Here is a 24,758-nt window from a genome sequence, read left to right as displayed (position 1 = left end):
GCCGCTCGCGCAGTTCCCCCCCGCCCGTTCCGGGCGCCGCACTCCCCGTCTCTCACACGTAAGGACTGAACGTTCATGGCACCGCACCCCGAAGCCGCCGCTCTCCTCGCCCGGTCCCATCGGCTGGGCGCCGATCCCCGCAACACCAACTACGCCGGCGGCAACGCGTCCGCCAAGGGCTCCGACACCGATCCCGTCACCGGTGGCGATGTCGAGCTGATGTGGGTGAAGGGGTCCGGTGGGGACCTCGGGACGCTCACCGAGGCGGGACTGGCCGTGCTGCGGCTGGACCGGCTGCGGGCGCTCGTCGACGTCTATCCCGGGGTCGAGCGCGAGGACGAGATGGTCGCCGCGTTCGACTACTGCCTGCACGGCAAGGGCGGGGCCGCGCCCTCGATCGACACCGCCATGCACGGGCTGGTCGACGCCGCCCACGTGGACCACCTGCACCCCGACTCGGGCATCGCGCTCGCCTGCGCCGCCGACGGGGAGAAGCTGACCGCCGAGTGCTTCGGGGACAGCGTGGTGTGGGTGCCGTGGCGCCGGCCCGGTTTCCAGCTGGGACTGGACATCGCCGCCGTGAAGGAGGCCAACCCGCAGGCCATCGGCTGTGTCCTGGGCGGGCACGGCATCACCGCCTGGGGCGACACGGCCGAGGAGTGCGAGCGCAACTCGCTGCACATCATCCGCACCGCCGAGTCCTTCCTCCAGGAGCGGGGCAGGGCGGAGCCCTTCGGGCCCGTGATCGAGGGGTACGAGCCGCTGCCCGAGGCCGACCGCCGGGAGCGGGCCGCCGCGCTCGCCCCGTACGTGCGGGCCATCGCCTCGCAGGACAAGCCGCAGGTCGGACACTTCGACGACGCGGACGTGGTCCTGGACTTCGTCGCCCGCGCCGAGCACCCGAGGCTGGCGGCCCTGGGCACCTCCTGCCCCGACCACTTCCTGCGCACCAAGGTGCGGCCGCTGGTCCTGGACCTGCCCCCGACCGCCCCGCTGGAGGAGGCGATCGCGCGGCTGAGGGAGCTGCACGCCGCCTACCGCGAGGAGTACGCCGCCTACTACCAGCGGCACGCCGAGCCCGACTCCCCCGCCATGCGCGGCGCCGACCCGGCCATCGTGCTGATCCCCGGCGTGGGCATGTTCTCCTTCGGCAAGGACAAGCAGACGGCCCGGGTCGCGGGCGAGTTCTACGTGAACGCGATCAACGTGATGCGGGGCGCCGAGGCGGTCTCGACGTACGCGCCGATCGAGGAGTCGGAGAAGTTCCGCATCGAGTACTGGGCGCTGGAGGAGGCCAAGCTCCAGCGGATGCCGAAGCCCAAGCCGCTGGCCACGCGGGTGGCGCTGGTCACGGGCGCGGGCAGCGGGATCGGCAGGGCGATCGCGCACCGGCTGGTGGCCGAGGGCGCGTGTGTGGTCGTCGCCGACCTGAACGCGGAGAACGCCGCCGCCGTCGCCGAGGAGCTGGGCGGACCGGACAAGGCCGTCGCGGTGACCGTCGACGTGACGTCCGAGGAGCAGATCGCCGCGTCCTTCAGGACCGCCGTGCTCGCCTTCGGCGGGGTCGACCTCGTCGTGAACAACGCCGGCATCTCCATCTCCAAGCCACTGCTGGAGACCTCCGCCAAGGACTGGGACCTCCAGCACGACATCATGGCGCGCGGCTCCTTCCTCGTGTCGCGCGAGGCGGCCCGGGTGATGATCGCGCAGCAGCTGGGCGGCGACATCGTCTACATCGCGTCGAAGAACGCCGTCTTCGCCGGCCCGAACAACATCGCGTACTCGGCGACCAAGGCCGACCAGGCCCACCAGGTACGGCTGCTCGCCGCCGAGCTCGGCGAGCACGGCATCCGCGTCAACGGCGTCAACCCGGACGGCGTCGTGCGCGGCTCCGGGATCTTCGCGGGCGGCTGGGGCGCGCAGCGCGCGGCCGTCTACGGCGTGGAGGAGGAGAAGCTGGGCGAGTTCTACGCGCAGCGGACCATCCTCAAGCGCGAGGTGCTCCCCGAGCACGTGGCCAACGCCGTGTTCGCGCTGACCGGCGGCGAGCTCACCCACACCACCGGACTGCACGTACCGGTCGACGCCGGCGTCGCCGCCGCCTTCCTCCGGTGACGGCCGTGCGCTCGTACGCCGCGGTCGACCTCGGCGCCTCCAGCGGGCGGGTGATGGTCGGCCGGGTCAGCCCGGACTCGCTGGAGCTGTCGGAGGCGCACCGCTTCCCCAACCGGCCCGTGCGGGTCCCGGAGGGGCTGCGCTGGGACGTCCTCGGGCTGTACGCGGGTGTCCTCGACGGTCTGCGGGCGGCCGGTGCGCGCTGCGGTGGGCGGCTCGACTCCGTCGGCATCGACAGCTGGGCCGTGGACTACGGCCTGCTGGACGCCGACGGGGCCCTGCTCGGCAACCCGGTGCACTACCGCGACGCCCGCACCGAGGGCGTCGCGGAGAAGGTGTGGACCACCGTCCCGGCCGCCGAGCTGTACGCGGCGACCGGGATCCAGTACGCGCCCTTCAACACGCTCTACCAGCTGACCGCGGCGGCCTCCTCGGCCCAGCTCGCGCACGCCGGGCGCCTGTTGCTCATCCCCGACCTGCTCACGTACTGGCTCACCGGCGAGCAGGGCACCGAGCTGACCAACGCCTCCACCACCCAGCTCATCGACCCCCGCACCCGGGACTGGTCGTACGACCTCGCCGCGCGGCTCGGCGTGGACCTGGAGCTGTTCGCCCCGCTGCGGCAGCCGGGCGACCCGGCGGGCGCGCTGCGGCCCAAGGTGCTGGAGGAGACGGGCCTGACCGGTCCCGTACCGGTGACGGCCGTCGGCTCTCACGACACCGCCTCCGCGGTGGCCGCCGTCCCGGCGACCGGCGAGCGCTTCGCCTACATCTGCACCGGCACCTGGTCCCTGGCCGGCCTGGAGCTGGAGGCGCCCGTGCTCACCGAGGAGAGCCGCGCCGCCAACTTCACCAACGAGCTGGGCCTCGACGGCACGGTCCGCTACCTCCGCAACATCATGGGCCTGTGGCTGCTCCAGGAGTGCGTACGGGCCTGGGGCGACCCGGACCTGGGCGGACTGCTGCGCGAGGCGGCCGCCGCGCCGGCGCTGGGCTCGGTCGTGGACGCCGGCGACGCGGCCTTCCTCGCGCCCGGCCGGATGCCCGAGCGGATCGCCGAGGCGTGCCGGGCCTCCGGGCAGCCGGTGCCCGAGTCGCCCGGCCAGATCACGCGGTGCATCCTCGACTCGCTCGCCCTGGCGCACCGCCGGGCGGTGGAGGACGCCCAGCGGCTCGCCGGCCACCCCGTCGACGTGGTCCACATCGTCGGGGGCGGCACCCGCAACGCCCTGCTGTGCCAGCTCACCGCCGACGCCTGCGGGCTGCCGGTGGTGGCCGGTCCGACGGAGGCGGCGGCCCTCGGCAACGTCCTCGTCCAGGCCCGGGCGCACGGGCTGGTCGGCGACCGGCACGCCATGCGGCGGCTGCTCGCCCGCACCCAGCCGCTGACGCGCTACGAGCCGCAGGGCGGCACCGGGCGCTGGCGCGACGCGCAGGCCCGGCTCGCCACGCGGTGAGCCGGGGCCTCCCCCGGTCCGTGCCCTCCTACTAGGCTTCACTCATCCGATGATCAACCCCCAAGGAGCCGCGATGCGTGTCGCACTGTTCCTGACGTGTGTCAACGACACGCTGTATCCGGACACCGGCCGTGCCGTGGTGAAACTGCTGACCAGACTGGGCGTCGAGGTCGACTTCCCGATGGCCCAGACCTGCTGCGGGCAGGCCCACTACAACACCGGTTACCGCCATGAGGCCGAGCCACTGGCTCGGCATTTCTCCGATGTCTTCGGGGAGTACGAGGCGATCGTCACGCCCTCCGGATCATGCGGGGCCATGGTGCGGGAGCTGTATCCGCGGATGGGTGAGCGGGCGCGGGCCGAGGGGCGCGGGGACGGCCTCGCGGCGACGCTGGCGCCGGTGGTGCCGAAGACGTACGAGCTGACCGAGTTCCTGGTGGACGTGCTGGGGGTGACGGACGTCGGCGCGTACTACCCGCACAAGGTGACCTACCACCCGACTTGCCACGGGCTGCGCGGGCTCGGGCTCGGGGAGCGGCCCCGGCGGCTGCTCCAGGCGGTCGAGGGGCTGGAGCTGGTGGAACTGCCGGGCGCCGAGGAGTGCTGCGGTTTCGGCGGCACCTTCGCGCTGAAGAACGCCGACGTCTCGGCGGCGATGGGCGCGGACAAGGTGCGCAACGCCGAGTCGACGGGCGCGGACGTGCTGTGCGCGGCCGACAACTCCTGTCTGATGCACATCGGCGGCACCATGACCCGGCTCCGGACGGGCATCCGGCCGGTGCACATCGCGGAGATCCTGGCGAGCACGGAGGAGGAACCGGCCGTATGAGCGGGACGTATCTGGGCATGCCGGCGTTTCCGAAGGCCGCGCACGAAGCCGTGGGCAACGAGACCCTGCGGGGCAATCTGCGCCACGCCACGCACACCATCCGCGCCAAGCGGGCCAAGGCGGTCGCGGAGGTGTCGGACTGGGCGCAGCTGCGGGAGGCCGGCAAGCGGATCAAGGATCACACGCTCCGTCACCTGGACCGCTACCTCGTGCAGTTGGAGGAGTCGGTGACGGCCGCCGGCGGTGTCGTCCACTGGGCGGCCGACGCCGACGAGGCCAACGAGATCGTGACCCGCCTCGTCAAGACGACCGGCGAGTCGGAGGTGGTCAAGGTCAAGTCCATGGCCACGCAGGAGATCGGCCTCAACGAGGCGCTGGAGGCCGAGGGCATCCGCGCCTACGAGACCGATCTCGCCGAGTTGATCGTGCAGTTGGGCAAGGACCGGCCCTCGCACATCCTCGTCCCCGCCATCCACCGCAACCGCGGCGAGATCCGCGACATCTTCCGGGACGAGATGGGCGAGTGGGGCCGCCCCGCCCCCGAGGGCCTCACCGACACACCGGCCGAACTCGCCGAGGCCGCCCGGCTGCACCTGCGGGAGAAGTTCCTGCGGGCCAAGGTCGGCGTCTCGGGCGCCAACTTCATGGTCGCCGAGACCGGCACCCTCGTCGTCGTCGAGTCCGAGGGCAACGGCCGCATGTGCCTCACCCTGCCCGAGACGCTGATCTCCGTCGTCGGCATCGAGAAGATCGTGCCGACCTGGCGGGACCTGGAGGTCTTCCTCCAGACCCTCCCGCGCTCCTCCACGGCCGAGCGCATGAACCCCTACACCTCCACCTGGACCGGCACCACCGACGGCGACGGCCCCAGCACCTTCCACCTGGTCCTGCTCGACAACGGCCGCACCGACACCCTCGCCGACGAGGTCGGCCGCCAGGCCCTGCGCTGCATCCGCTGCTCGGCCTGCCTGAACGTCTGCCCCGTCTACGAGCGGGCCGGCGGCCACGCCTACGGCTCGGTCTACCCGGGTCCGATCGGCGCGATCCTCAGCCCCCAGCTGCGGGGCACGGCGAGCGAGATCGACGCCTCGCTGCCGTACGCCTCCTCGCTGTGCGGGGCCTGCTACGAGGTGTGCCCGGTCGCCATCGACATCCCCGAGGTGCTGGTCCATCTGCGCGAGCGGGTCGTCGAGGGCGGGCCGGTGACGCGGGAGGGCAACAAGGTGGTGCTGAAGCCCGCCAAGGGGCATGCCGCCGAGCGGGCGGCGATGCGGGCGGCGCGCTGGGCGTTCGCCCGGCCCGGCGCCCTGCGCGCGGGCCAGCGGCTGGCGTCCCGTACCCGCCGGCTGCATCCGCGGACGCTCCCGGGGCCCGGCAGGGCGTGGAGCGGTACGCGGGACCTGCCGGCGGTGCCCGCGGAGCCGTTCCGCGACTGGTGGCAGCGGACGAACGGCGGAAAGGACGAGGCCAAGTGAGCAGCAGGGAAAGGGTCCTGGGCCGGGTGCGGCGCGCGCTGGCCGACGTGCCGCAGGACGACACGCCGTACGAACAGGCGGTCCGGCGCGACTACGCCGTCGCGCACGGCCGCCTCGGTGCCGAGGGGACGGTGGCGCTGCTCGCCGAGAACCTGGCGGACTACCGGGCGGTCGTGCACCGCTGCTCGGCGGACGACCTGGCGGCGACGATCGCCGGGATGCTGGCGGCGCGAGGGGCCCGGACGGTGCTGGTGCCGCCCGGTCTGGCGCCGGAGTGGCTCGCGGCGGCCGACGTGGAGCGGGTCCCGGACCGGGCCGGGAGCACCCCGCACGAGCTCGACCGCGTCGACAGCGTGGTCACCGCGTGTGCCGTGGCCGTCGCCGAGACCGGCACGATCGTGCTGGACGGCTCCCCCGACCAGGGCCGCCGCCGTATCACCCTCGTCCCCGACCACCACATCTGTGTGGTCCGCGTCCCCGACCAGGTCGTCTCGTCCGTGCCGCAGGCGCTCGGACGGCTCGACCCGGCCCGTCCGCTGACGTGGATCTCCGGTCCGTCGGCGACCAGCGACATCGAGCTGGACCGGGTCGAGGGGGTGCACGGCCCGCGCACGCTGGAGGTCGTCCTGGTCGGCTGAGCGGTGCCGGTGCGTCACGGCGTCACAGGTCGCGGCGCTCCAGGGGCTTCTGGGCCGGTCCCTGGACGACCCGGCCGTCCACGGCGAAGCGGGAGCCGTGGCACGGGCACTCCCAGGCGCGTTCCGCGCGGTTGAAGGCCACCACACAGCCCAGGTGCGAGCAGCGCGCGGTGAGCGCGTGCAGTTGTCCGTTCTCGTCGCGGTGGACCGCGCAGCGCTCCCCGGAGACGCGGACGATCGCGCCGTCACCGGGGGCGATGTCGTCCACGGACGGACCGCTCGCCGACGGCAGCCGGTCCCCGACGAAGTGACGGGCCACGTCGGCCTGGTGCTTGATGAAGGCGGCGCCCTCGCGGACGACGGACGCGATGCGGCGGGGGTCGTACAGGTCGCTCCACGGGCAGCTGCGGCCGGTGATCTGCTCGCTCAGCAGGCGGCCCGCCATCAGGCCGCCGCTCATGCCCCATCCGCCGAAGCCGGTGGCCACGTAGGTGTTGCGGCTCCCCGGGTGGAGGGGGCCGACCAGCGGGACGGAGTCGGTGGAGTCGTTGTCCTGGGTGGCCCAGCGGTGGGTGAAGGTCAGGTCGCCGAAGCGGTCGGTCGCCCAGGCGGCGAGCCGCTCGTAGCGCTCCTCGACGTCGCCGCCCGTGCCGGGCGTGAAGTGCTCGCCGGTGACGATCAGCAGGCGCCGGCCGTCCGGGAGCGGCGCCGTGCGCACCGAGCGTGTGTTCTGCTCCTGGGTGATGTACATGCCGAGCGGGGCCCGAGCGGCGTCCACCGGCGCGGTCAGCACCAGTTCGCGGCGCGAGGAGAGCCGGGTGAAGAGCAGGGCGCGGTCGAAGACGGGGTAGTGGGTGGCGACGACGACGGCGCGGGCGGTCACCTTCGTCACCGACGCCGGGGACTCGACGGTCAGCTCGCAGGGGTCGCCCTCGTGGAGGCCGGTGACGCGGCTGTTCTCATGGATCGTGCCGCCGAGGCGCCGGATGCCGTCGGCGACGGCCAGCAGGTACTTGCGGGGGTGGAACTGGGCCTGGCCGGCGACCCGGACCGCGCCCGCGACGGGGAACGGCAGATCCGTCTCGGTCACGTACTCGGCGGGCAGCCCGGCCTCCCGCGCGGCCTCCGCCTCGGCCTTCAGCTGGTCGGTGCCGGCCGGGTCCTCGACGTAGGTGTAGGAGGCGGTGTCCTCCCACTCGCAGTCGACGCCCAGTTCCTGGGCGGTCTCCGCGGCGTGGCGGATGGCCTCTGTCTGGGAACGGGCGTACAGCTCGGCCCCCTGGGGGCCGCGGGTGCGCCGCAGATGGTCGTAGACGAGGGTGTGCTGGACACTCAGCTTGGCCGTGGTGTGGCCGGTGACGCCCGCCGCGATCCGGTGCGCCTCCAGCACCGCGACCGAGCGTCCCCGCCGGGCCAGTTCCCAGGCCGTGCTGAGTCCGGCGATGCCGCCGCCCACGACGGCGACGTCGACGGTGAGCGGCCCCTCCAAAGGGGGTGCCGGATCACCGGGGGGCGCGGTGTGCAGCCAGTACGACCCGAGGATGTCCGCCTGTTCCATGCGCCCCGGGTTCCCGCGACCGGCCGGGTCACACGGCCGGTCGCGGACCTTGGTCCACCGGTCGGACGGGGCGCCACCGGTCGGACGGGGCGCTACTTGTTGGACTTGGCGGCGCTGATGTCACCGAGCGCCGACTCCGGTTCGCGCTCCATGGCCAGGTCGCCGAGGGAGACGATGCCGACCGGGCGGCCCTCCTCGACGACCGGGACGCGGCGCACCGCGTGCTCGCGCATCAGCTGCACCGCGTGGTCCAAATCCTCGTCCGGGCCCACGGTGAACAGGTCGTCGCTGCAGACGGTGGCCACCGTCGTCTGCTCGGGGTCCCCGCCCTCGGCGAGGGCGCGCACCACGAGGTCGCGGTCGCTGACCAGGCCGCGCAGCCGGTCGTCCTCGGTGACCAGGACCGCCCCGATGTCCTCGTCCCGCATGAGCCGGGCCACGGACGTCACCGAGGCCTGCGGTTCCACCGTCAGGGGCTCGGCGGTCATGATGTCCCGCACGTGCTGAGTCACGGCGTGTCCTCCTTCCGGTTCCGGTGGTGCAGCTCACCACCGCTCGGCGGCCGGGTACCCCTCGTGCGTGTCCGCATCCGGGCGGGCCGGGGCGGGGCGTGCGAGGAGCCGGAGGGGGACGCGAGGCGATGTCACATGTACACGAGCGGGCAGCCGTGCCGCACCGCGTACCGGGCCGCGCGCAGGTACAGCGCCACGTAGAAGGCGGTGTCGAGGTCGTCGCCCCACGGGCCCGGCCGGGCGGCGGCGGCCTTCGCCGCCCCGCCCTCCAGGAACCACACGGTGAGTTCGAGGTTGGTGCCGGCCGCCGGTATGGCGTCGAGAGGCATCCGGAGGTCTTCGGCGAGCCGCTCGGCGAGGGCGAGGACCTGCGGGGCGCCCGCGATCACCGTCTCGTCCGCGTACGCGGAGCCGAGGGGCAGCAGGATCCGCTCCTCCAGGGAGACCGGCACCAGGACGGTCCACCCGTAGAGGGTCTCCCGCTCGGCCTCGGTCAGCCGCGCCCCGCAGAGCGCGTCGAACCCGGCCATGGGCGGGCTGATCTTCTCCTCGAACCAGCCGCGGGCGGGCGCGGGCACGGTCCCCGACACCCACTCGTACGGTGGCAGACCGCGCCGCCTCAGCTCGTCGTCGAGCGCCGAGGCGACGTGCGCGTGGCCGCCCTCGTCCGCGCCGTACCACTCCCGCCGGTCGACGCTCACCAGATACACACCCATGATCGCAACGTACCGGGCGGTACTGACAACGCCTCCCGGATCTGATGACAACGGCACCGAGAACCCCTCGGCGATCTGATGACATGGCACTGAACAAGCGCTTAGATAGGTGGTCCGAGGGGCGGGGACCCATCACCCCGTGCCCGGACCCCGCGCCGCCTGTCGTCCGCCGTCGCCCCGCCCCGCCCCGGGAGGCCCCGTTGTTCACGTCCGTCGACGATGTCTGCGCGCGTCTCGCCGAGACCGGCTACCTCGCCTCCCCCGCCGTGGCCACCACCGTCTTCCTCGCCGACCGGCTCGGCAAGCCGCTCCTCGTGGAGGGCCCGGCCGGGGTCGGCAAGACCGAACTCGCCAAGGCCGTCGCCGAGGTCGCGGGCGCCCGCCTGGTGCGCCTGCAGTGCTACGAGGGCGTCGACGAGTCCCGGGCGCTGTACGAGTGGAATCACGCCAAGCAGTTGCTGCGCATCAGCGCCGGCCGCGACGAGACGTGGGACGAGACGCGCACCGACATCTTCAGCGAGGAGTTCCTGCTCCCGCGCCCCCTGCTGACCGCGATCCGCGGCGACGGGCCGACGGTGCTGCTGATCGACGAGACGGACAAGGCCGACGTCGAGATGGAGGGCCTGCTCCTGGAAGTGCTCAGCGACTTCCAGGTGACCGTCCCGGAGCTGGGCACGATCACCGCCACCCGGCGCCCCTTCGTCGTCCTGACCTCCAACGCCGGCCGTGAGCTGTCGGAGGCGTTGCGCCGCCGCTGCCTCTTCCTCCACATCGGCTTCCCCGACGAGGAGCTGGAGCGCCGGATCGTCCGGCTGAAGGTGCCCGGCATCGACGCGGCGCTCACCGAGTCGGTCGTCCGGGTGGTCGGCGCACTGCGCGCCATGGACCTGCGCAAGGCGCCCTCGGTCGCCGAGACCGTCGACTGGGCCCGCACACTGCTCGCGCTGGGCGCCGGCGCGCTCGACGAGGCCCTCGTCCGCGACACGCTGGGTGTGATCCTCAAGCACCAGGACGACGTGCTGAAGGCGGCCGCGAAGCTCGACCTGGACGCCGTATGACGGCCCCCGCGAAAGAGGACGTCGCGGCACGGCTGACGGGGTTCGTCGCCGCGCTGCGCGCGCACGGCATCCGGATCGGCACCGGTGAGACGGTGGACGCGGCCGAGGCGGCGGCAGCGCTCGGGTTCGCGGACCGGGTGCTGCTGCGGGAGGGCCTGGCCGCGACGCTGCTGCGCGCGACGGACCAGCGACGGTTGTTCGACACCGTGTTCGACCTGTACTTCCCGCGTGGCACCGGCGCGCCCGAGGCGCGGACCGGGGACCGGGACGACCTGCGCGACCGGCTCGCCGACGCGCTCGCCGACGACGACGAGGCGCTGCTGGCCCGGCTGGCGGCGGAGGCGGTCGACGGGCTGGGCGGCTACGGCAGTTCACCCGGGTCGGACGGCTGGTCGTCGTACCAGACGCTGGAACGGCTGCGTCCGCAGACGCTGTTGGCGCGGGTGCGGGACGACGTCCGGCGGCGGGGCGGCGGTGACGGTTTCACCGGCCGGCTGCTGGAGGACGAGATCCGGCGGCGCATCGACGTCTTCCGGGCGCTGGTCGCCGCCGAGGCGCGGCGGCGGGTGGCGGAGCGGCGCGGCCGGGACGAGATCGCCCGGCGGGCGGTGGCGCCGACCGCCGACCGGGTCGACTTCCTCTACGCGGGCAAGGACCGGCTGGCCGAACTCCGCCGGACGGTTCAGCCGTTGGCGCGCAAGCTGGCCACCCGGCTGGCCGCGCGGCGGCGACGGGCCTCGCGCGGCACGATCGACCTGCGGCGCACCCTGCGCGGCTCGCTGTCGACGGGCGGGGTGCCGATGCGGCCGGTGCTGCGCCGCCGTCGTCCGGCGCGCCCCGAACTGGTGCTGCTGTGCGACGTGTCGGGCTCGGTGTCGGGCTTCTCCGACTTCACCATGCTGCTGGTGCAGGCGCTGCACGACCAGTTCTCCAAGGTGCGCGTCTTCGCCTTCGTCAACCGGATCGACGAGGTCACCGGCCTCCTCCGGCACGGCGCTGCCGACCCGGAGGGCCTCGGCGCCCGCATCCGCGCCGAGGCGACCCTGACCGGCTGGCACGGCAGCAGCGACTACGGCGTCGCCCTGGGCGAGTTCGCGCAACGGTACGCCGGCGCGGTCGGCCCGCGCACCACGGTCTTCGTGCTCGGCGACGCCCGCACGAACATGAGCGACCCCAACCTGGCGGCGCTCCGGCAGATCACCGAGCGGGCCCGCCGCGTCCACTGGCTGAACCCGGAGCCACGCCCCCAGTGGGGCACGGGCGACTCCGCCGCGTACGCCTACGCCGAGCTGGTCGCGATGCACGAGTGTCGCAACGCCCACCAGCTCGGCGCGCTGGTGGGCGGGTTGCTGCCGGTCTGACGGGTCCCGCCTCTCCCTGGGCCCGGTCTCAGTCCGACTTGGCGTACTCCTTGGCCATCTGTCCCGCGAAGTCGTAGACCACGACCTGCTCGTCGCCCACCACCCAGGCGTCGTGGCCGGGCGGGCACACGAACACGTCACCGGGGCCCACTTCGCTCTCGCCGCCCTCGTCCATGCGGATGTGCAGGCGACCCTGGGCGATGAAGCCGTTGTGGTGGATCTGGCAGGTCTCGGTTCCCGCGATCGGTCCCACGGACTCGGACCAGCGCCACCCCGGCTCGAAGGTCGCCACGGCGAAGTCCAGGCCCGACATGTGGACGGCTTCGAGGTGGCCGCGGGGGAAATCGCGCCGCTCGTCCGGCTTGTCGAGCGTCTTCACTTCCAGCATGACGCTCCTCCCTTCCGGCCACGGATCCCCGCGGCCCGGCCCGGTCTCCCCGCCGGCCTGGACGCCACCGGTGGCGGCCGGACCCCACACCCTCATCGTCCGCCCGCATCTCGAGGGCCGCCATTCGGGTGACGTGCCGCCCGCTCAGCGGCCGCCGCACAGGTGCGCGAACCGGTCCGCGTCGATGTTGCCGCCGGAGACGATCACGCCGACCCGGCGCGGCAGGTCGCCGAGGCGACCGGAGAGCAGGGCGGCCAGCGGGGTGGCGCCGCTCGGCTCGACGACGATCTTCAGGCGCTCGAAGGCGAACCGCATCGCCGCGCGGATCTCGTCGTCGGAGACCAGGACGATCGCGTCGACGAGCCGCCGGTTCACCGAGAAGGTCAGTTCACCGGGCGTGTGCAGGGCCTGCCCGTCGGCGATCGTGCGCGGCACCGGGACGCTGACGCGCCGGCCCGCCTCCAGCGACCGCTTGGTGTCGTCCCCCGCCTCCGGTTCGACGCCGACGACGCGGATCTGCTCGTACTGCCCCTTCGCGATCGTCGCGCTGCCCGCGATCAGCCCGCCGCCGCCGACCGGCGCCACCAGGGCGCCCACCTCCCCCACCTCCTCCAGCAGCTCGAGGGCCGCGGTGCCCTGGCCCGCCATGACGTGCGGGTGTTCGTAGGGCGGGATCAGGGTGAGGCCCCGCTCGGCGGCCAGGGCCTCGGCGACGGCCACCCGGTCGCCGGTGTAGCGGTCGTACGTCACGATCTCGGCGCCGTACGCCTCGGTCGCCTCCCGCTTGGAGCGCGGGGCGTCCTCGGGCATGACGATCACCGCGGTGGTGCCGAGCTCGCGGGCGGCGAGGGCGACGGCCTGGGCGTGGTTGCCGGAGGAGTAGGCGGCGATGCCCCGGGCGAGCTGGTCGGGGGTCAGCCGGGAGGCGGCGTTGTAGGCGCCACGGAACTTGAAGGCGCCGACGCGCTGGAAGTTCTCGCACTTCAACAGGGTTTCGGCGCCGACCAGCGCGTCGAGGGTGCGGGAGTGCAGCACGGGTGTGCGGTGGGCGACGCCCTGGAGGCGGGCGGCCGCGTCACGGACGTCGTCCGGGGTGATCGGCGGGGGTGTGGTCGTCACGTGTGTGCTCCCTCGGAGGTGTCGTGGTCGCCGGAGGTACCGGCCGCCCGCGCCTGGGACAGGTAGCTGTACGCGGAGGCCCGGGAGATGCCGAGGCGGGCGGCGACCTGCTCGATCGCGCGGCGCACGGCGAACACGCCGCGTTCGTCCAGGCTCCGGAAGAGCGTCAGGCGTTGGGCGCGGTCGAGGCCGCCCCAGGTCTGGTCCAGATGGGTGTCGAGGAGAGCGTCCACGACGGAGTCGATGTCGTCGCCGAAGGTGGTCACCGGCGTGTCCGGGGTCGGCGCGCCGGCCCCGGCGAGCGCGGCGAGCAGGCTCTGCGCCCGGCCGACCTCGGTGACGTCCACGTTGACGCACAGGGCGCCGAAGACCGCTCCCGCGGAGTCGCGCAGCACCATCGTCGACGACTTCACCAGCCGGCCGGTGCCGGTGCGGGTGACGTAGTTCAGCTCGTCGGTGGCCTCGTCGCCGCGCGCGAGCACGCGCATGCCGATCTCGCTCATCGCCCCGCCGACCGTCCGCCCGGTCACCGACCCGGCGACGGCGACGACGGACTTCTCGGGCCGCCGGTAGTCGTGCAGCACCACCTCGCACACCGGGCCGAAGGTGGCCGCGATCCCGTCGACGACGGGGGCGAGCGCCCGCAGGATCGCGTCCCGCTCCGCTGTTCGTGGGTCCTCGGTCGTCATGCGGCGATTAGACCATGAATCCAGTCGCTGGACAAACAGTCCAATGATTCCGTCCCGGCGGACAGCCGCCGGACCTGCGGCGTCCCGCCTTCAGGGGGAACTCCGATCAAGGGGTGGCATCGCCAATTGCCGTGTCCCTAGGATGGGTTGCCGACCGCGCCGGTCCATGGCGCGACCCGGGACTGGGGGAAGAGATGCAGCCTGGCAACCAGCTGTCCACGAAGATCGATGCCGCGGTCCCGACGGCCGCGCGCATGTACGACCACTACCTGGGCGGCAAGGACAACTACGCGGCGGACCGCGCGGCCTGCGAGCAGCTCGACAAGGTCGTCCCGAGCACCCGCGCCCTCGCCCTGAACAACCGGCGCTTCCTGCAGCGGGTGGTCAGGACGCTGGCGCATGAGTACGGCATCCGGCAGTTCCTCGACCACGGGTCCGGTCTGCCCACGCAGGACAACGTGCACCAGGTCGCCCAGCGCATCGACCCGAGCGCGCACGTCGTCTACGTCGACAACGACCCGATGGTGCTCGTGCACGGCCGGGCCCTGCTGGAGCAGGACGAGCGCACCAGCGTCATCCACGCCGACATGCGCGAGACCGAGGTGATCTTCACGCACCCCGACACCAGGCGTCTGATCGACTTCTCGCAGCCGGTGGCCGTGCTGTTCAACTCGGTCTTCCACTGCATCCCCGACAACGAGACCGACGGCCCGCCCGCCGTGGTCCGCCGTGTCACCGAACGTCTGGCGCCGGGCAGCTTCCTGGTGATGTGCCAGCTGGTCAGCGAGGACGCCGGGGTGCGGGACTTCGTCACCGACTTCATGGCGCAGGCCACCCAGGGTCACTGGGGCCGGGTCCGCCAGGAGAAGGACGTGGCCCAGTGGTTCGAGGGCCTGGAGATCCTCGAACCGGGGCTGGTGGAGGTCTCCACCTGGCGGCCGGACACCGAGGTGGCGCCCCGCCAGGTCACCCAGGAGTGGATCGAGTTCGGCGGAGTGGGCCGCCTGCGCTGACCGGCGCGGACCCCGTCGAGCTCATGGAGCGGGGTAGCGCCGCTCCATGGTCTCCTTCAACAGATCGAGCGACTCACGGGGGTTGAGGGCCTCGTCGGCCAGCCGGTCGAGCGTGACCCGGTACTCCTCCGTCTCGTCCCGGTCCTCCAGGAAGGTGGCGCTCCTGATCTGCTCGAGGTAGACGATGTCGGGCAGATCGGATCCGCCGAACCGCAGATAGGTCACGGGAATGGCGGGCGCGGACGCGTGCGTCACGTCCAACGGCACGATCTGCACGGTGACATGGGGCAGCCGGGCCAGCCTCGTGAGGTGGGCGAGCTGCTCGCGCATCACCTCGCGGCCGCCCAGGACGCGCAGCAGCACCGACTCGTCGACGATCGCCCACAGCTGCGGGGCGTCGGGCCGCTCGAGCAGCTGGCAGCGCCGCGTCCGCAGCTCCACCCGGCGCTCGACCTCCCGGGCGGACGCCGTCGGCAGCCCGCGCTCCACCACCGCGCGCGTGTACGCGGGGATCTGCAACAGGCCCGGGACGTACTGGATCTCGAAGGTACGGATCGCCGTGGCCGCCTCCTGCAGTCCGACGAGCCGGTCGAACCACTCGGGCATCAGCCGCTTGTCGTACCGCTGCCACCAGCCGGGCTCCCCCGCGCGCCGCAGCAGCTGCAACAGCACGGACGCCTCGTACTCGTCGGAGCGGTAGAGCTGGAGGAGCGCGCGGACATCCGCCTCGGCGGGCGGACGGCGTCCCTTGCCCGCCTCGATCCGTGACAACTTCGCCGGGCTGAACCCGAGGGCCCGCGCGGCCTGCTCCTGAGAGAGGCCGGCGTCCTCCCGGATGCCCGCCAACTGCACACCGACCAGCATTTTCAGCAAGGTCGGGGCGGGTTCGGCCCGGTTCAGATACGGTTCGAGACGGGAGACGCGAGGCGACTCGGCAGGCATCCTGACTCCCCGTTGACCGGCAGACGACAGTCCGCATTATCGCATCAGAAGCCCTCCGGCCGCACGGAGCAGAGGATGTGAGCCCGCGCGCATGTCCCTACAGCAGGTGGTCGAACTCCCCGTCCTTCGCGCCGGCGAGGAACGCGGCCACCTCGGCCGGCGTGTAGACCAGGGCCGGACCGTCGGGGTCGCGGGAGTTGCGCATCGCGACGCTCCCCCCTTCCAGGACGGCCACCTCGACACAGTTGCCCTCGGCGTTGCTGCGGCTGCTCTTGATCCAGCGGACGCCCAGCGCGCTCGCCCGCACTCCGTTCGGCACGAACCCAGGAACTGACGACACTGCACTCTCCTCGCTCTCACGCGCAATTTCCCGTGAAATTGCACGAGGACATCGTCAGCGTGGATAATAACCACGTCGTCAACCGCACTTCTGGCGCCCCGTCCTGACGTCGCCTCAGGGAGATGCACCGTGTCATCACCTGCGCAGTTCCGGAGTCCCGAGTCCGTCCTCGACTCGGCCAGAACCGCCACGCTGCACCTCGCCGGGAGCCGGGAGGGCTTCGCCGAGGCGCGGGACTTCACCCACCGCACCCTCGACAGCTGGTCCCTGGACCACTGCACCGACGACGCGCTCACCGTCGTCACCGAACTCGCCGCCAACGCCGTGCTGCACGCCCTGCCGGACCTGCCCGCCGAGGACACCGACGTACGGCTGAGACTCACTCTGCGCCGCTCCCACCTGGTGTGTGCCGTCACCGACCCGAGCGACGAGCCGCCCGTCTACCCGCACACCGCCGATCCCCTGCTGGAGCACGGCCGCGGACTGCACATCGTCGACGCCCTCTCGGAGCACTGGGGCTGGACCCGCCGCTCCCCCGTGGGCAAGACCGTCTGGGCCATGCTGCCGACCCGTTCCCACGTCTGAAGATGACTCCCACGAAGAGACCCGCACCACTCGAGGACCTCGGCCACGTGCCGTGGCCCGAGATCAAGGACTCGACCGGCTGCGCCGCGGCCATCCCGTTCCTGCTGACCGCCGTCGCCCGCGGCGACGCCGAGGCCGCCCGCTCCGCGCTCGGCCAGTTGCGCCGGCGCATCTGCCAGTACGGCTTCCTGGTGGGCCAGGCCACCGCGGCGACGGTGCCCTTCCTCTGGGAGCTCGTCCGGCTTCCGCAGGTCACCTGCCGCGTCGAGATCCTGCAGTTGCTGAAGAGCATCGCCGACGCCCGCCAGTGGGAGACCACGGCCGCCGCCTACCCGAAGCTGCTGCGCCGCCGCGACAACTACGTGGAGTGGGAGCGCGAGGCCCGGCACGCCGTCCACGCCCAGCGCGGCGTCCTGCGCCATCTGCTCGACGAACCGGACCGGGAGCTCGTCCGGGCCAGCAGGGAACTGGCCGCCACGCTGACCGACCGGTGAAGCGCTAGGTTGTGCGCCATGAGCAACCTTGACCGCGCTCCCGTACCCAGCGTGTGCGGCGGCCGCGGATTCGTCGTCGCCGAGCCCGTCCGTGAGCTGCTGAGCCCCCGGCACGTCAGGCTCGGGGAGTCGAGCGAGGTGCGCCGGCTGCTGCCCAACCTCGGCCGGCGGATGATCGGCGCCTGGGCCTTCGTCGACCACTACGGCCCCGACGACATCGCCGACGAGCCCGGCATGCAGGTCCCGCCGCACCCCCACATGGGCCTGCAGACCGTCAGCTGGCTGCACGAGGGCGAGGTGCTGCACCGCGACTCCACCGGCAGTCTCCAGACCATCCGCCCGCGCGAGCTGGGGCTGATGACGTCGGGGCGCGCGATCAGCCACTCCGAGGAGAGCCCCAAGGCACACGCCCCCTTGCTGCACGGCGCCCAGTTGTGGGTCGCGCTGCCGGACGCCCACCGGCACACCGAGCCCCGCTTCGAGCACCACTGCGCGCTGCCCACGGTCACGGCTCCCGGCCTCACCGCCACCGTGATCCTCGGTGACCTCGACGGCGCGGCCTCGCCCGGCACGGCGTACACCCCGATCCTGGGCGCCGACCTCGCGCTCACCCGCGGCGCCGACGTACGGGTGCCGCTCGTTCCCGACTTCGAGTACGGCGTGCTGTCGATGTCCGGCGAAGTGCGCGTGGACGGCGTGCCCGTCCTGCCGGGGTCGATGCTCTACCTCGGCTGCGGCCGCTCCGAACTGCCCCTGCGGGCCGAGTCCGACGCCGGGCTGATGCTGCTCGGCGGTGAGCCCTTCGCCGAGGAGCTCGTGATGTGGTGGAACTTCGTCGGCCGCAGCCAGGCGGAGATCGAACAGGCCCGCCAGGACTGGATGACCGGCGCCCGCTTCGGCGAGGTGCACGGCTACGACGGCGCTCCCCTGCCCGCGCCCGAGCTGCCCGCGACGCCCCTCAGGCCGCGCGGCCGGGTGCGCTGAACGCTCCTCGCCCGGGGCTGCTGTCGGCCGAGGGTCCGCTGCTGCGGTCCACGGAGGCGGGGCGCGAGCTGTTCGCCGCGGTCGCGCGGAGACGGGCGAGATCTCCGCCCGGATCCACGCCGGCGTCCCCGCGGGGGACCTGGCCGCCGGCGGTCGCGTCCTGGCGCTGGTCACCGAGCGGGCCAACGCGGAACTGACCGCGCTCACCTCCGCGCCGACCCCCAGAGTAGTGGAATATTCAACCATCAAGCCCGGTTGTCGGCCTCGAAGGAGGTCAAGAGTGGACATGACATACGAGGCTGCGTACGACACCGCGTACTACGCCCACGGAACGCCGGCCGAGCGCTGGGAGCGTGCGCAGCTGTTCTTCGACGCGCGCGACTACGCCGCCGCGGCGCGGGTCCTGACCGGGCTGGTCGAGGAGGTGCCGGAGCAGACCGGACCGCGGCTGCTGCTGGCCCGCTCCTACTACCACTCGGCCCAGCTGCGGCGTGCCGAGGACGAGTTGCGGATCATCGTCGAGCGCGACCCGGTGGAGCACTACGCCCGGCTGATGCTGGGCCGCACCCTGGAGCGGCAGGGACGCCACGAGGAGGCGGGACCGCATCTGCGCCTCGCCTCCGCGCTGGCGGGCGACTTCCCGGAGGACTGACGGCACGAGGAGCGGCCCGGCTGTGGACACCGCCGGGCCGCTCCCGTCCGCGTGGCCAGGGCCTGTCCGGCGGATCAGGTCGCGGGAGACGCCGGTCATGCAGCGGCGCGGGTGAGCGGGGATCGGTGCGCCCGGTGCCCCTCCCCGCGCCTGCGGCATGATCCGCCGGACCGGCCTCAGGCGGACGCCCGCCGCCCCCGCCGGTGCGCGATCTCGCCGAGGACGACGTCCACGACGAGGAACGCGGCGAGCGGGATGCCGAGCAGCGGCACGAAGTAACCCAGCACGGCGATCACCGCCATCAGCGGGACGAGGACGTACGGCGGGACCTGGGCCCAGGCGCCGCGCGGGATCGGCCGGCCGAAGGCGGAACCACGGCCGCGCTGCCACCACATGCGGTAGCCCCAGACGATCAGCAGGATGAGCGCCAGCGCGAGAAGCATCAGGGCGATCTGGTTGACCAGGCCGAACAGGACCCCGGTGTGCAGGTCGATGCCCCAGCGGGTCAGCTTGGCGAGCACCGGGTGGTCGCTGAAGCGCAGCACGTCGGTGACCTCTCCGGTGGCCGGGTCGATCGCGGCCGCGTCCTGCTTCGTGGGCCAGCTGCGCTGCACCTGCCGCACGACGTACGCGGACTCCGCGTCCGCCGGCGGCACGATCTCCACCGGATCGCCGAGGCCCTCGGCGCGGGCGGCGGCCAGCACCTTGTCGAGCCCGACGCCGTGCTCACCGCCGCCGCCAGCGCCGGAGGCCGTGTCGTGACCGGCGTGGTCGCCGCCGCTCGCGGCGGCCGAGACGGACGGGGGGGCGCCGCCGAGCGAGGTGCGCAGCTCGTCGATGCTCGCGCCCGCGTACTGCGACCAGGTCAGCCCGGTCGCCGACAGGAAGAAGAACCCGGCGGCGGCCCAGACGCCGACCGTGCCGTGCAGGCCGAGCGTGCGACGCCGTCCGCCGGTGCCCCGGACCTTGCGCAGGTCGCGTCGGCGGGAGAACCACAGGACCACGCCGCCGCCCGCGATCACCCACAGCCAGCTCGCGGCGAGCTCGCTGTAGAGCCGGCCGTTCTCCCCGAGGTGCAGGTCGCGGTGGAACTCGTCGATCCAGGTCCGCAGCGGCAGCGCGCCGGTGGAGCCGTACTGCTCCAGACCGCCGCGGATCTCGGCGGTGTACGGGTCGACGAACACCGCGAAGGTGTGGGTCGCGTCGACGCCCTTGACGCCGGACAGCAGGACGCGGGTCGTGGCGTCGTCCGCCGGGGAGGGGCGGACGGCCGCGACCGTGCCCTCGGGGTACGCCTTGCGGGCGGCGGCCACCTGCCGGGACACCGGCAGCTTGGTGTCGCCGGCCGGCACGGTCGTCTCGTGCGCGTAGACGAGCTTCTCCGCCTGGAACGCGCCCGCGTACAGCAGGCCGGTGACGGCGGCGACGAGCAGGAACGGGGCGACGAGCAGGCCGGCGTAGAAGTGCAGGCGGAGCACGAGGGGGCGCAGCGGGGCCCACGGACCGCGGGACGTCGGCGCGGGCGCGGCGGGCTGCGGGGCCTCGCCCGTGGTGGTCGGGGGAGCGGTGGACATCGGCGGGCTTCTCCCGGGTCGGTGGGGGACGGTGCGTCGGCTCTTCAGCCGTGACGGTCCAGTAGTCGGAGCGGGATACCGCCGGGTTCCCGGCCACCGGAGTGGCGTGCGTCACTCAGTCACCCGGGGTCGTCGGGGCCGTCGTGGCATGCTGGCCCGATGGCATCTCCCAGTCCCCGCACCCCCCTTGCCGAGCGGATCGAACAACTCCTCGCCCCCGGCGGCCCGTTGCCCGTCGTCGCGGCCGGTGACCCGGTCCTGCGCGCCGGCACCGAGCGCTACGACGGGCAGCTCGAGCCCGCGCTGCTGGCCCGCTTCGTCGAGGCCCTGCGCGTCACCATGCACGCGGCGCCGGGCGTGGGGCTCGCCGCCCCGCAGGTCGGCGTCGCCCTGCGGATCGCGGTGATCGAGGACCCGGCGCCGGTCCCCGAGGAGGTCCGGGCGGCCCGGGGCCGGGTGCCGCAGCCGTTCCGGGTCCTGGTCAACCCGTCGTACGAGCCCGTCGGCTCCGCCCGTGCCGCGTTCTTCGAGGGGTGCCTGAGCGTGCCGGGGTGGCAGGCGGTCGTGGCCCGGCACGCCGAGGTGCGGCTGACGGGCGAGGACGAGCACGGCCGCCCGCTGGACGAGGTGTTCACCGGATGGCCCGCCCGGATCGTCCAGCACGAGACGGACCACCTCGACGGCATGCTCTACCTGGACCGGGCCGAACTGCGCTCGCTCTCCGCCAACCAGGCGGTGGCGGAGCGCTGGGCGCAGCCGACGCCGGAGCAGGCGGCGCACGCGCTCGGTTTCGAACTGCCCTGAGCGGCCGGTCAGTCGTCCCGGAACGCCTCCAGCAGCCGCAGCCACACCTCGCTGATCGTCGGGTAGGACGGCACCGCGTGCCACAGACGGGCGATCGGGACCCGGCCGGCGACGGCGACGGTCGCCGAGTGGATGAGCTCGCCGACGCCCGGGCCGACGAAGGTGACGCCGCGCAGGATCTCCTCCTCCAGGTCCACCACCATGCGGGCGCGGCCCTTGTAGCCGTCGGCGTACAGCCCCGCCCCGGCCACGGAGGACAGGTCGACGTCGACGGCCCGGACCCGGTGGCCGGCCTGTTCCGCCTCCGCCAGGGAGAGGCCGACGGCGGCCGCCTCCGGGTCGGTGAAGACGACCTGGGGGACGGCGTGCCGGTCGGCGGTGGCGGCGTGGGCGCCCCACGGGTCGGAGTCGAGGCGGGCCGTCCCCGAGGCGCGGGCCGCGATGGCGGCGCCCGCGATCCGGGCCTGGTACTTGCCCTGGTGGGTGAGGAGGGCGCGGTGGTTGACGTCGCCGACGGCGTACAGCCACTCGGTGCCGGTGACGCGCAGGCTGTCGTCGACGGTGAGCCAGGAGCCGGGTTCCAGACCGACGGTGTCGAGGCCGATGTCGTCGGTGCGCGGGGCGCGGCCGGTGGCGAAGAGTATCTCGTCGGCCTCGATGCGGTCGCCGGCGCCGGTGACGACCACGACGGTGCCGTTCTCCCGTGTCACCGACTCCACGGAGGTGCCGGTGCGCACGTCGGCGCCGGCCTCGGTGAGGGCCTCGGCGACCAGTTCGCCGGCGAAGGGCTCCATGCGGTTCAGCAGGCCCTTGCCGCGGACGAGGAGGGTGACCCGCGCGCCGAGCGCCTGCCAGGCGGTGGCCATCTCGGTGGCGACGACTCCCCCGCCGACCACGACGAGCCGGTCCGGCACGGACTGCGCGCTCGTCGCCTCCCGGCTCGTCCACGGCCGGACCGCGTCGAGACCCGGCAGGTCGGGCAGGACGGCCCGGCTGCCGGTGCAGACGGCGACGGCGTGCCGGGCGGTGAGGACCGTGTCGCCCACCCGCACGGTGCGCGGGCCGGTCAGGCGGCCCTGGCCGCGGTACAGGTCGGCCCCGATGCCCTCCAGCCAGCCGACCTGGCCGTCGTCCTTCCAGTTCGAGGTGTAGTAGTTGCGGTGTGCGAGGACCGCGGCCGTGTCCAGGGGGCCCTGCACCGCCTGGCGCAGTCCGGGCAGGCGGCGGGCGTCGGCGCGGGCGATGACCGGGCGCAGCAGCGCCTTGCTGGGCATGCAGGCCCAGTACGAGCACTCGCCGCCGACCAGTTCGCTCTCCACGACCGCGGTGGTGAGACCGGCCGCGCGCGTACGGTCGGCGACGTTCTCCCCCACGGGCCCGGCCCCGAGCACCACGACGTCGTACGCGATGTTTTCCGTTTCCGTCATGGGGTCAGTCTGGTGGGTGGTGTGCGGGGTGGCCACACGGGTAGGGGCGCGGAATACGCGACCCGCCGGCCGCGTTGTGCGGACGGCTTCACCCCACGTCGGGAAGTACCGGGCAGGAAGCACCTGTCAGGAAGCACCGGGAAGAAGGATCACGCCATGAGCAGCACCGTGGAGCTCACCAAGGAGAACTTCGACCAGACGGTCACCGACAACGACTTCGTCCTGATCGACTTCTGGGCGTCCTGGTGCGGGCCGTGCCGTCAGTTCGCCCCGGTCTACGAGCAGGCCGCCGAGGACAACCCGGACCTGGTGTTCGGCAAGGTGGACACCGAGGCGCAGCCGGAGCTGGCCGCGGCCTTCGGTATCCAGTCCATTCCGACGCTGATGATCGTCCGTGACCGGGTCGCCGTGTTCGCGCAGCCGGGCGCCCTGCCCGAGGCCGCCCTGGCGGACGTCATCGGGCAGGCCCGCAAGCTCGACATGGACGAGGTCCGCAAGTCGATCGAGGAGCAGCAGGCCGCCCAGAACGACGGCCAGTAGTCCCCGGGCCTGCGCGGCCCGCTGCTCCTAGAAGGGGTACGGCGCCACGTCGCCGCGCACCGTCGTCCAGCGCACCTCGGTGAACGCCTCCAGGTTGGCCTCGCCGCCGAAGCGGGCGCCGGTGCCGGAGGCGGCGATGCCGCCGAAGGGGGCGACGGCCTCGTCGTTCACCGTCTGGTCGTTGATGTGCACGATGCCCGTCGGGATGCGTTCGGCGAGGTCCAGGCCGCGGGCGGCGTCGCGGGTGACGATGCCCAGGGAGAGGCCGTAGGAGCTCGCCGCGGCCAGGGCCGCCGCCTCGTCGGGGTGGGCGAAGGCGCGGACCGGGGCGACGGGACCGAAGACCTCCTCCGTGTAGGCGGGGGTGTGGTCGTCGACGCCCGCGAGGACGGTCGGGCGGTAGAAGAGCCGCTCGTGCCTGCCGCCCGCGGCGAGCTTCGCGCCGGCGCCCGTGCTGGCCTCCACCAGCCCGTGCACCTTGGTGAGCTGGCCGCCGTCGATGAGCGGGCCGAGGTGCACTTGCTCGCGGTGCGGGTCGCCGACGGCCAGGGAGTCGGCCTTCGCCGCGAGCCGCTCGACGTACTCCTCGTAGAGGGAGGCGTGGACGAGGTGGCGGCCTGTGGTCATGCAGATCTGGCCCTGGTGGAAGAACGAGCCCCAGGCCGCCGTGGAGATCACCGCGTCGAGGTCGGCGTCCTCCAGCACGATCAGCGCGGAGTTGCCGCCGAGTTCCAGGTGGGCGCGCTTGAGGTGGCGTCCGGCGGCCTCGCCGACGGCCCGGCCGGCCGCGGTGGACCCGGTGAAGGAGATGACCGGCACGCGCGGGTCGGCGGCCAGGGCCTCGCCGGTGTCGGGCCCGCCCGGCAGGATGTGCAGCAGCCCCTCGGGGAGCCCGGCCTCGGCGAAGACCGCGGCCAGGGCGAGACCGCCGCACACCGCGGTGCGCGGGTCCGGCTTGAGGACGACGGCGTTGCCGAGCGCGAGGGCGGGCGCGACGGAGCGGATCGACAGGATCAACGGGGCGTTGAAGGGGGCGATCACGCCCACGACGCCGACCGGGACGCGCCGGGTGTACGACAGCCGGGGCGCCTCGCTGGGCAGCACCTGGCCGGCCGGGCGGGAGGCGAGGGCGGCGGCCTCGTAGCACTCCTGGGCGGCCACGTGCAGTTCGAAGTCGGCCTTGCCGGGAATGGAGCCGGACTCGCGCACGAGCCACTCGCGCAGCTCCTCCGCGTGCGCGGCGAACAGGTCGCCGGCCTTGCGCAGCACCCCGGCGCGCACGAAGTGCGGGACGCGGCCCCACTCGGCCTGGGCGGCGTGCGCCGCCTCGGTGGCGGGGGTGACGTCCTCGGCGCCGGCCAGGGTGACCGTGCCGAGCTCCTCGCCGGTGGCGGGTTCGGTGACGGTGTACCGGGGGCCGGACAGGGGGCGGGGCTGCCAGGTGGTGGGGTCGAGCAACGGCATGACGGCTCTCCGATCAGTGGCCCG

The 24,758-nt window shown here is 73.4% G+C and carries 25 protein-coding genes; 14 read left to right on the top strand and 11 right to left on the bottom strand.

The features are described 5' to 3' along the window. The first annotated feature begins 75 nt into the window (after positions 1 to 75). The 5 genes from ACIBBD_RS12085 to ACIBBD_RS12065 all read left to right on the top strand — a co-directional run bounded on the left by ACIBBD_RS12085 (position 76) and on the right by ACIBBD_RS12065 (position 6,514). On the top strand, positions 76 to 2,115 hold the full coding sequence (locus ACIBBD_RS12085) for a bifunctional aldolase/short-chain dehydrogenase (RefSeq protein WP_399419236.1): 2,040 nt from the start codon (positions 76 to 78) through the stop codon (positions 2,113 to 2,115). 5 nt (positions 2,116 to 2,120) lie between these two features. Further along, the gene (locus ACIBBD_RS12080; protein ID WP_399419235.1) at positions 2,121 to 3,572 is read left to right on the top strand and encodes a rhamnulokinase family protein; all 1,452 of its coding nucleotides are present in this window, start codon (positions 2,121 to 2,123) and stop codon (positions 3,570 to 3,572) included. Between the two features lie 73 nt (positions 3,573 to 3,645). Beyond that, a complete protein-coding gene (locus tag ACIBBD_RS12075) occupies positions 3,646 to 4,401 on the top strand; it encodes a (Fe-S)-binding protein (RefSeq protein ID WP_399419234.1) in 756 nt (251 codons plus the stop codon). Next, on the top strand, positions 4,398 to 5,876 hold the full coding sequence (locus ACIBBD_RS12070; protein WP_399419233.1) for a LutB/LldF family L-lactate oxidation iron-sulfur protein: 1,479 nt from the start codon (positions 4,398 to 4,400) through the stop codon (positions 5,874 to 5,876). Before ACIBBD_RS12075 ends, ACIBBD_RS12070 begins: the two co-directional genes overlap by 4 nt. Further along, entirely contained in the window at positions 5,873 to 6,514 is a 642-nt protein-coding gene (locus ACIBBD_RS12065) for a lactate utilization protein C (protein WP_399419232.1), read from the top strand. The genes ACIBBD_RS12070 and ACIBBD_RS12065 overlap by 4 nt, the downstream gene beginning before the upstream one ends. Positions 6,515 to 6,536: 22 nt before the next feature. Here the strand turns inward: ACIBBD_RS12065 and ACIBBD_RS12060 are convergent, their stop codons facing one another. The 3 genes from ACIBBD_RS12060 to ACIBBD_RS12050 form a co-directional block, all read right to left on the bottom strand. Beyond that, positions 6,537 to 8,072: an FAD-dependent oxidoreductase gene (locus ACIBBD_RS12060; RefSeq protein WP_399419231.1), complete on the bottom strand. Its 1,536-nt coding sequence runs from the start codon at positions 8,070 to 8,072 to the stop codon at positions 6,537 to 6,539. A gap of 92 nt (positions 8,073 to 8,164) precedes the next feature. Further along, positions 8,165 to 8,584, bottom strand: coding sequence for a CBS domain-containing protein (locus ACIBBD_RS12055; RefSeq protein WP_399419230.1), 420 nt, complete (start codon positions 8,582 to 8,584; stop codon positions 8,165 to 8,167). A gap of 131 nt (positions 8,585 to 8,715) precedes the next feature. After that, positions 8,716 to 9,300, bottom strand: a complete 585-nt coding sequence (locus ACIBBD_RS12050; RefSeq protein WP_399419229.1) for a hypothetical protein — start codon at positions 9,298 to 9,300, stop codon at positions 8,716 to 8,718. Positions 9,301 to 9,500: 200 nt separating this feature from the next. On the opposite strand from ACIBBD_RS12050, the gene ACIBBD_RS12045 reads away from it, so the two are divergent. Both ACIBBD_RS12045 and ACIBBD_RS12040 read left to right on the top strand, forming a co-directional pair. Beyond that, positions 9,501 to 10,358: an AAA family ATPase gene (locus tag ACIBBD_RS12045; RefSeq protein ID WP_399419228.1), complete on the top strand. Its 858-nt coding sequence runs from the start codon at positions 9,501 to 9,503 to the stop codon at positions 10,356 to 10,358. After that, positions 10,355 to 11,719, top strand: coding sequence for a VWA domain-containing protein (locus ACIBBD_RS12040; RefSeq protein ID WP_399419227.1), 1,365 nt, complete (start codon positions 10,355 to 10,357; stop codon positions 11,717 to 11,719). The genes ACIBBD_RS12045 and ACIBBD_RS12040 overlap by 4 nt, the downstream gene beginning before the upstream one ends. 28 nt (positions 11,720 to 11,747) lie before the next feature. On the opposite strand, the gene ACIBBD_RS12035 is transcribed toward ACIBBD_RS12040, so the two are convergent. The 3 genes from ACIBBD_RS12035 to ACIBBD_RS12025 all read right to left on the bottom strand — a co-directional run bounded on the left by ACIBBD_RS12035 (position 11,748) and on the right by ACIBBD_RS12025 (position 13,915). Beyond that, a complete protein-coding gene (locus ACIBBD_RS12035; protein WP_399419226.1) occupies positions 11,748 to 12,107 on the bottom strand; it encodes a cupin domain-containing protein in 360 nt (119 codons plus the stop codon). Between the two features lie 144 nt (positions 12,108 to 12,251). Continuing rightward, positions 12,252 to 13,226, bottom strand: coding sequence for a threonine/serine dehydratase (locus ACIBBD_RS12030; RefSeq protein WP_399419225.1), 975 nt, complete (start codon positions 13,224 to 13,226; stop codon positions 12,252 to 12,254). After that, a complete protein-coding gene (locus ACIBBD_RS12025) occupies positions 13,223 to 13,915 on the bottom strand; it encodes a transcriptional regulator (protein WP_399419224.1) in 693 nt (230 codons plus the stop codon). Before ACIBBD_RS12025 ends, ACIBBD_RS12030 begins: the two co-directional genes overlap by 4 nt. A gap of 194 nt (positions 13,916 to 14,109) precedes the next feature. On the opposite strand from ACIBBD_RS12025, the gene ACIBBD_RS12020 reads away from it, so the two are divergent. Then, positions 14,110 to 14,928, top strand: coding sequence for an SAM-dependent methyltransferase (locus ACIBBD_RS12020; protein ID WP_399419223.1), 819 nt, complete (start codon positions 14,110 to 14,112; stop codon positions 14,926 to 14,928). Between the two features lie 21 nt (positions 14,929 to 14,949). On the opposite strand, the gene ACIBBD_RS12015 is transcribed toward ACIBBD_RS12020, so the two are convergent. After that, positions 14,950 to 15,870: a helix-turn-helix domain-containing protein gene (locus ACIBBD_RS12015; RefSeq protein WP_399419222.1), complete on the bottom strand. Its 921-nt coding sequence runs from the start codon at positions 15,868 to 15,870 to the stop codon at positions 14,950 to 14,952. Between the two features lie 97 nt (positions 15,871 to 15,967). Next, positions 15,968 to 16,189, bottom strand: coding sequence for a DUF397 domain-containing protein (locus tag ACIBBD_RS12010; RefSeq protein WP_399419482.1), 222 nt, complete (start codon positions 16,187 to 16,189; stop codon positions 15,968 to 15,970). Positions 16,190 to 16,339: 150 nt separating this feature from the next. Here ACIBBD_RS12010 and ACIBBD_RS12005 point away from each other — a divergent pair, with 150 nt between their 5' ends. From ACIBBD_RS12005 to ACIBBD_RS11990, 4 genes are all read left to right on the top strand, one after another. After that, positions 16,340 to 16,795, top strand: coding sequence for an ATP-binding protein (locus ACIBBD_RS12005; RefSeq protein ID WP_399419221.1), 456 nt, complete (start codon positions 16,340 to 16,342; stop codon positions 16,793 to 16,795). A gap of 2 nt (positions 16,796 to 16,797) precedes the next feature. Continuing rightward, the gene (locus ACIBBD_RS12000; protein ID WP_399419220.1) at positions 16,798 to 17,289 is read left to right on the top strand and encodes a hypothetical protein; all 492 of its coding nucleotides are present in this window, start codon (positions 16,798 to 16,800) and stop codon (positions 17,287 to 17,289) included. A gap of 18 nt (positions 17,290 to 17,307) precedes the next feature. Next, positions 17,308 to 18,273 carry a pirin family protein gene (locus tag ACIBBD_RS11995; protein ID WP_399419219.1) on the top strand — a complete coding sequence of 322 codons (966 nt, stop codon included), beginning with the start codon at positions 17,308 to 17,310 and terminating at the stop codon, positions 18,271 to 18,273. Between the two features lie 286 nt (positions 18,274 to 18,559). Further along, on the top strand, positions 18,560 to 18,925 hold the full coding sequence (locus ACIBBD_RS11990; RefSeq protein ID WP_399419218.1) for a tetratricopeptide repeat protein: 366 nt from the start codon (positions 18,560 to 18,562) through the stop codon (positions 18,923 to 18,925). A 176-nt stretch (positions 18,926 to 19,101) separates the two neighbouring features. On the opposite strand, the gene ACIBBD_RS11985 is transcribed toward ACIBBD_RS11990, so the two are convergent. Beyond that, on the bottom strand, positions 19,102 to 20,499 hold the full coding sequence (locus ACIBBD_RS11985) for a PepSY-associated TM helix domain-containing protein (protein WP_399419217.1): 1,398 nt from the start codon (positions 20,497 to 20,499) through the stop codon (positions 19,102 to 19,104). Positions 20,500 to 20,658: 159 nt separating this feature from the next. Between ACIBBD_RS11985 and ACIBBD_RS11980 the strand changes: the two genes are divergently transcribed. Continuing rightward, entirely contained in the window at positions 20,659 to 21,303 is a 645-nt protein-coding gene (locus tag ACIBBD_RS11980; protein ID WP_399419216.1) for a peptide deformylase, read from the top strand. 8 nt (positions 21,304 to 21,311) lie between these two features. On the opposite strand, the gene ACIBBD_RS11975 is transcribed toward ACIBBD_RS11980, so the two are convergent. Then, positions 21,312 to 22,730 carry a dihydrolipoyl dehydrogenase family protein gene (locus ACIBBD_RS11975; RefSeq protein WP_399419215.1) on the bottom strand — a complete coding sequence of 473 codons (1,419 nt, stop codon included), beginning with the start codon at positions 22,728 to 22,730 and terminating at the stop codon, positions 21,312 to 21,314. Between the two features lie 156 nt (positions 22,731 to 22,886). Between ACIBBD_RS11975 and trxA the strand changes: the two genes are divergently transcribed. Continuing rightward, positions 22,887 to 23,270 carry a thioredoxin gene (trxA, locus tag ACIBBD_RS11970; RefSeq protein ID WP_399419214.1) on the top strand — a complete coding sequence of 128 codons (384 nt, stop codon included), beginning with the start codon at positions 22,887 to 22,889 and terminating at the stop codon, positions 23,268 to 23,270. Positions 23,271 to 23,297: 27 nt separating this feature from the next. Here trxA and ACIBBD_RS11965 read toward each other — a convergent pair whose 3' ends face one another. Further along, entirely contained in the window at positions 23,298 to 24,734 is a 1,437-nt protein-coding gene (locus ACIBBD_RS11965) for an aldehyde dehydrogenase family protein (RefSeq protein ID WP_399419213.1), read from the bottom strand. Positions 24,735 to 24,758: the final 24 nt, after the last annotated feature.

The organism is Streptomyces sp. NPDC051315, from assembly GCF_044455165.1.
Classification (GTDB): domain Bacteria; phylum Actinomycetota; class Actinomycetes; order Streptomycetales; family Streptomycetaceae; genus Streptomyces.
This window is presented reverse-complemented; position numbering and strand designations above follow the sequence as displayed.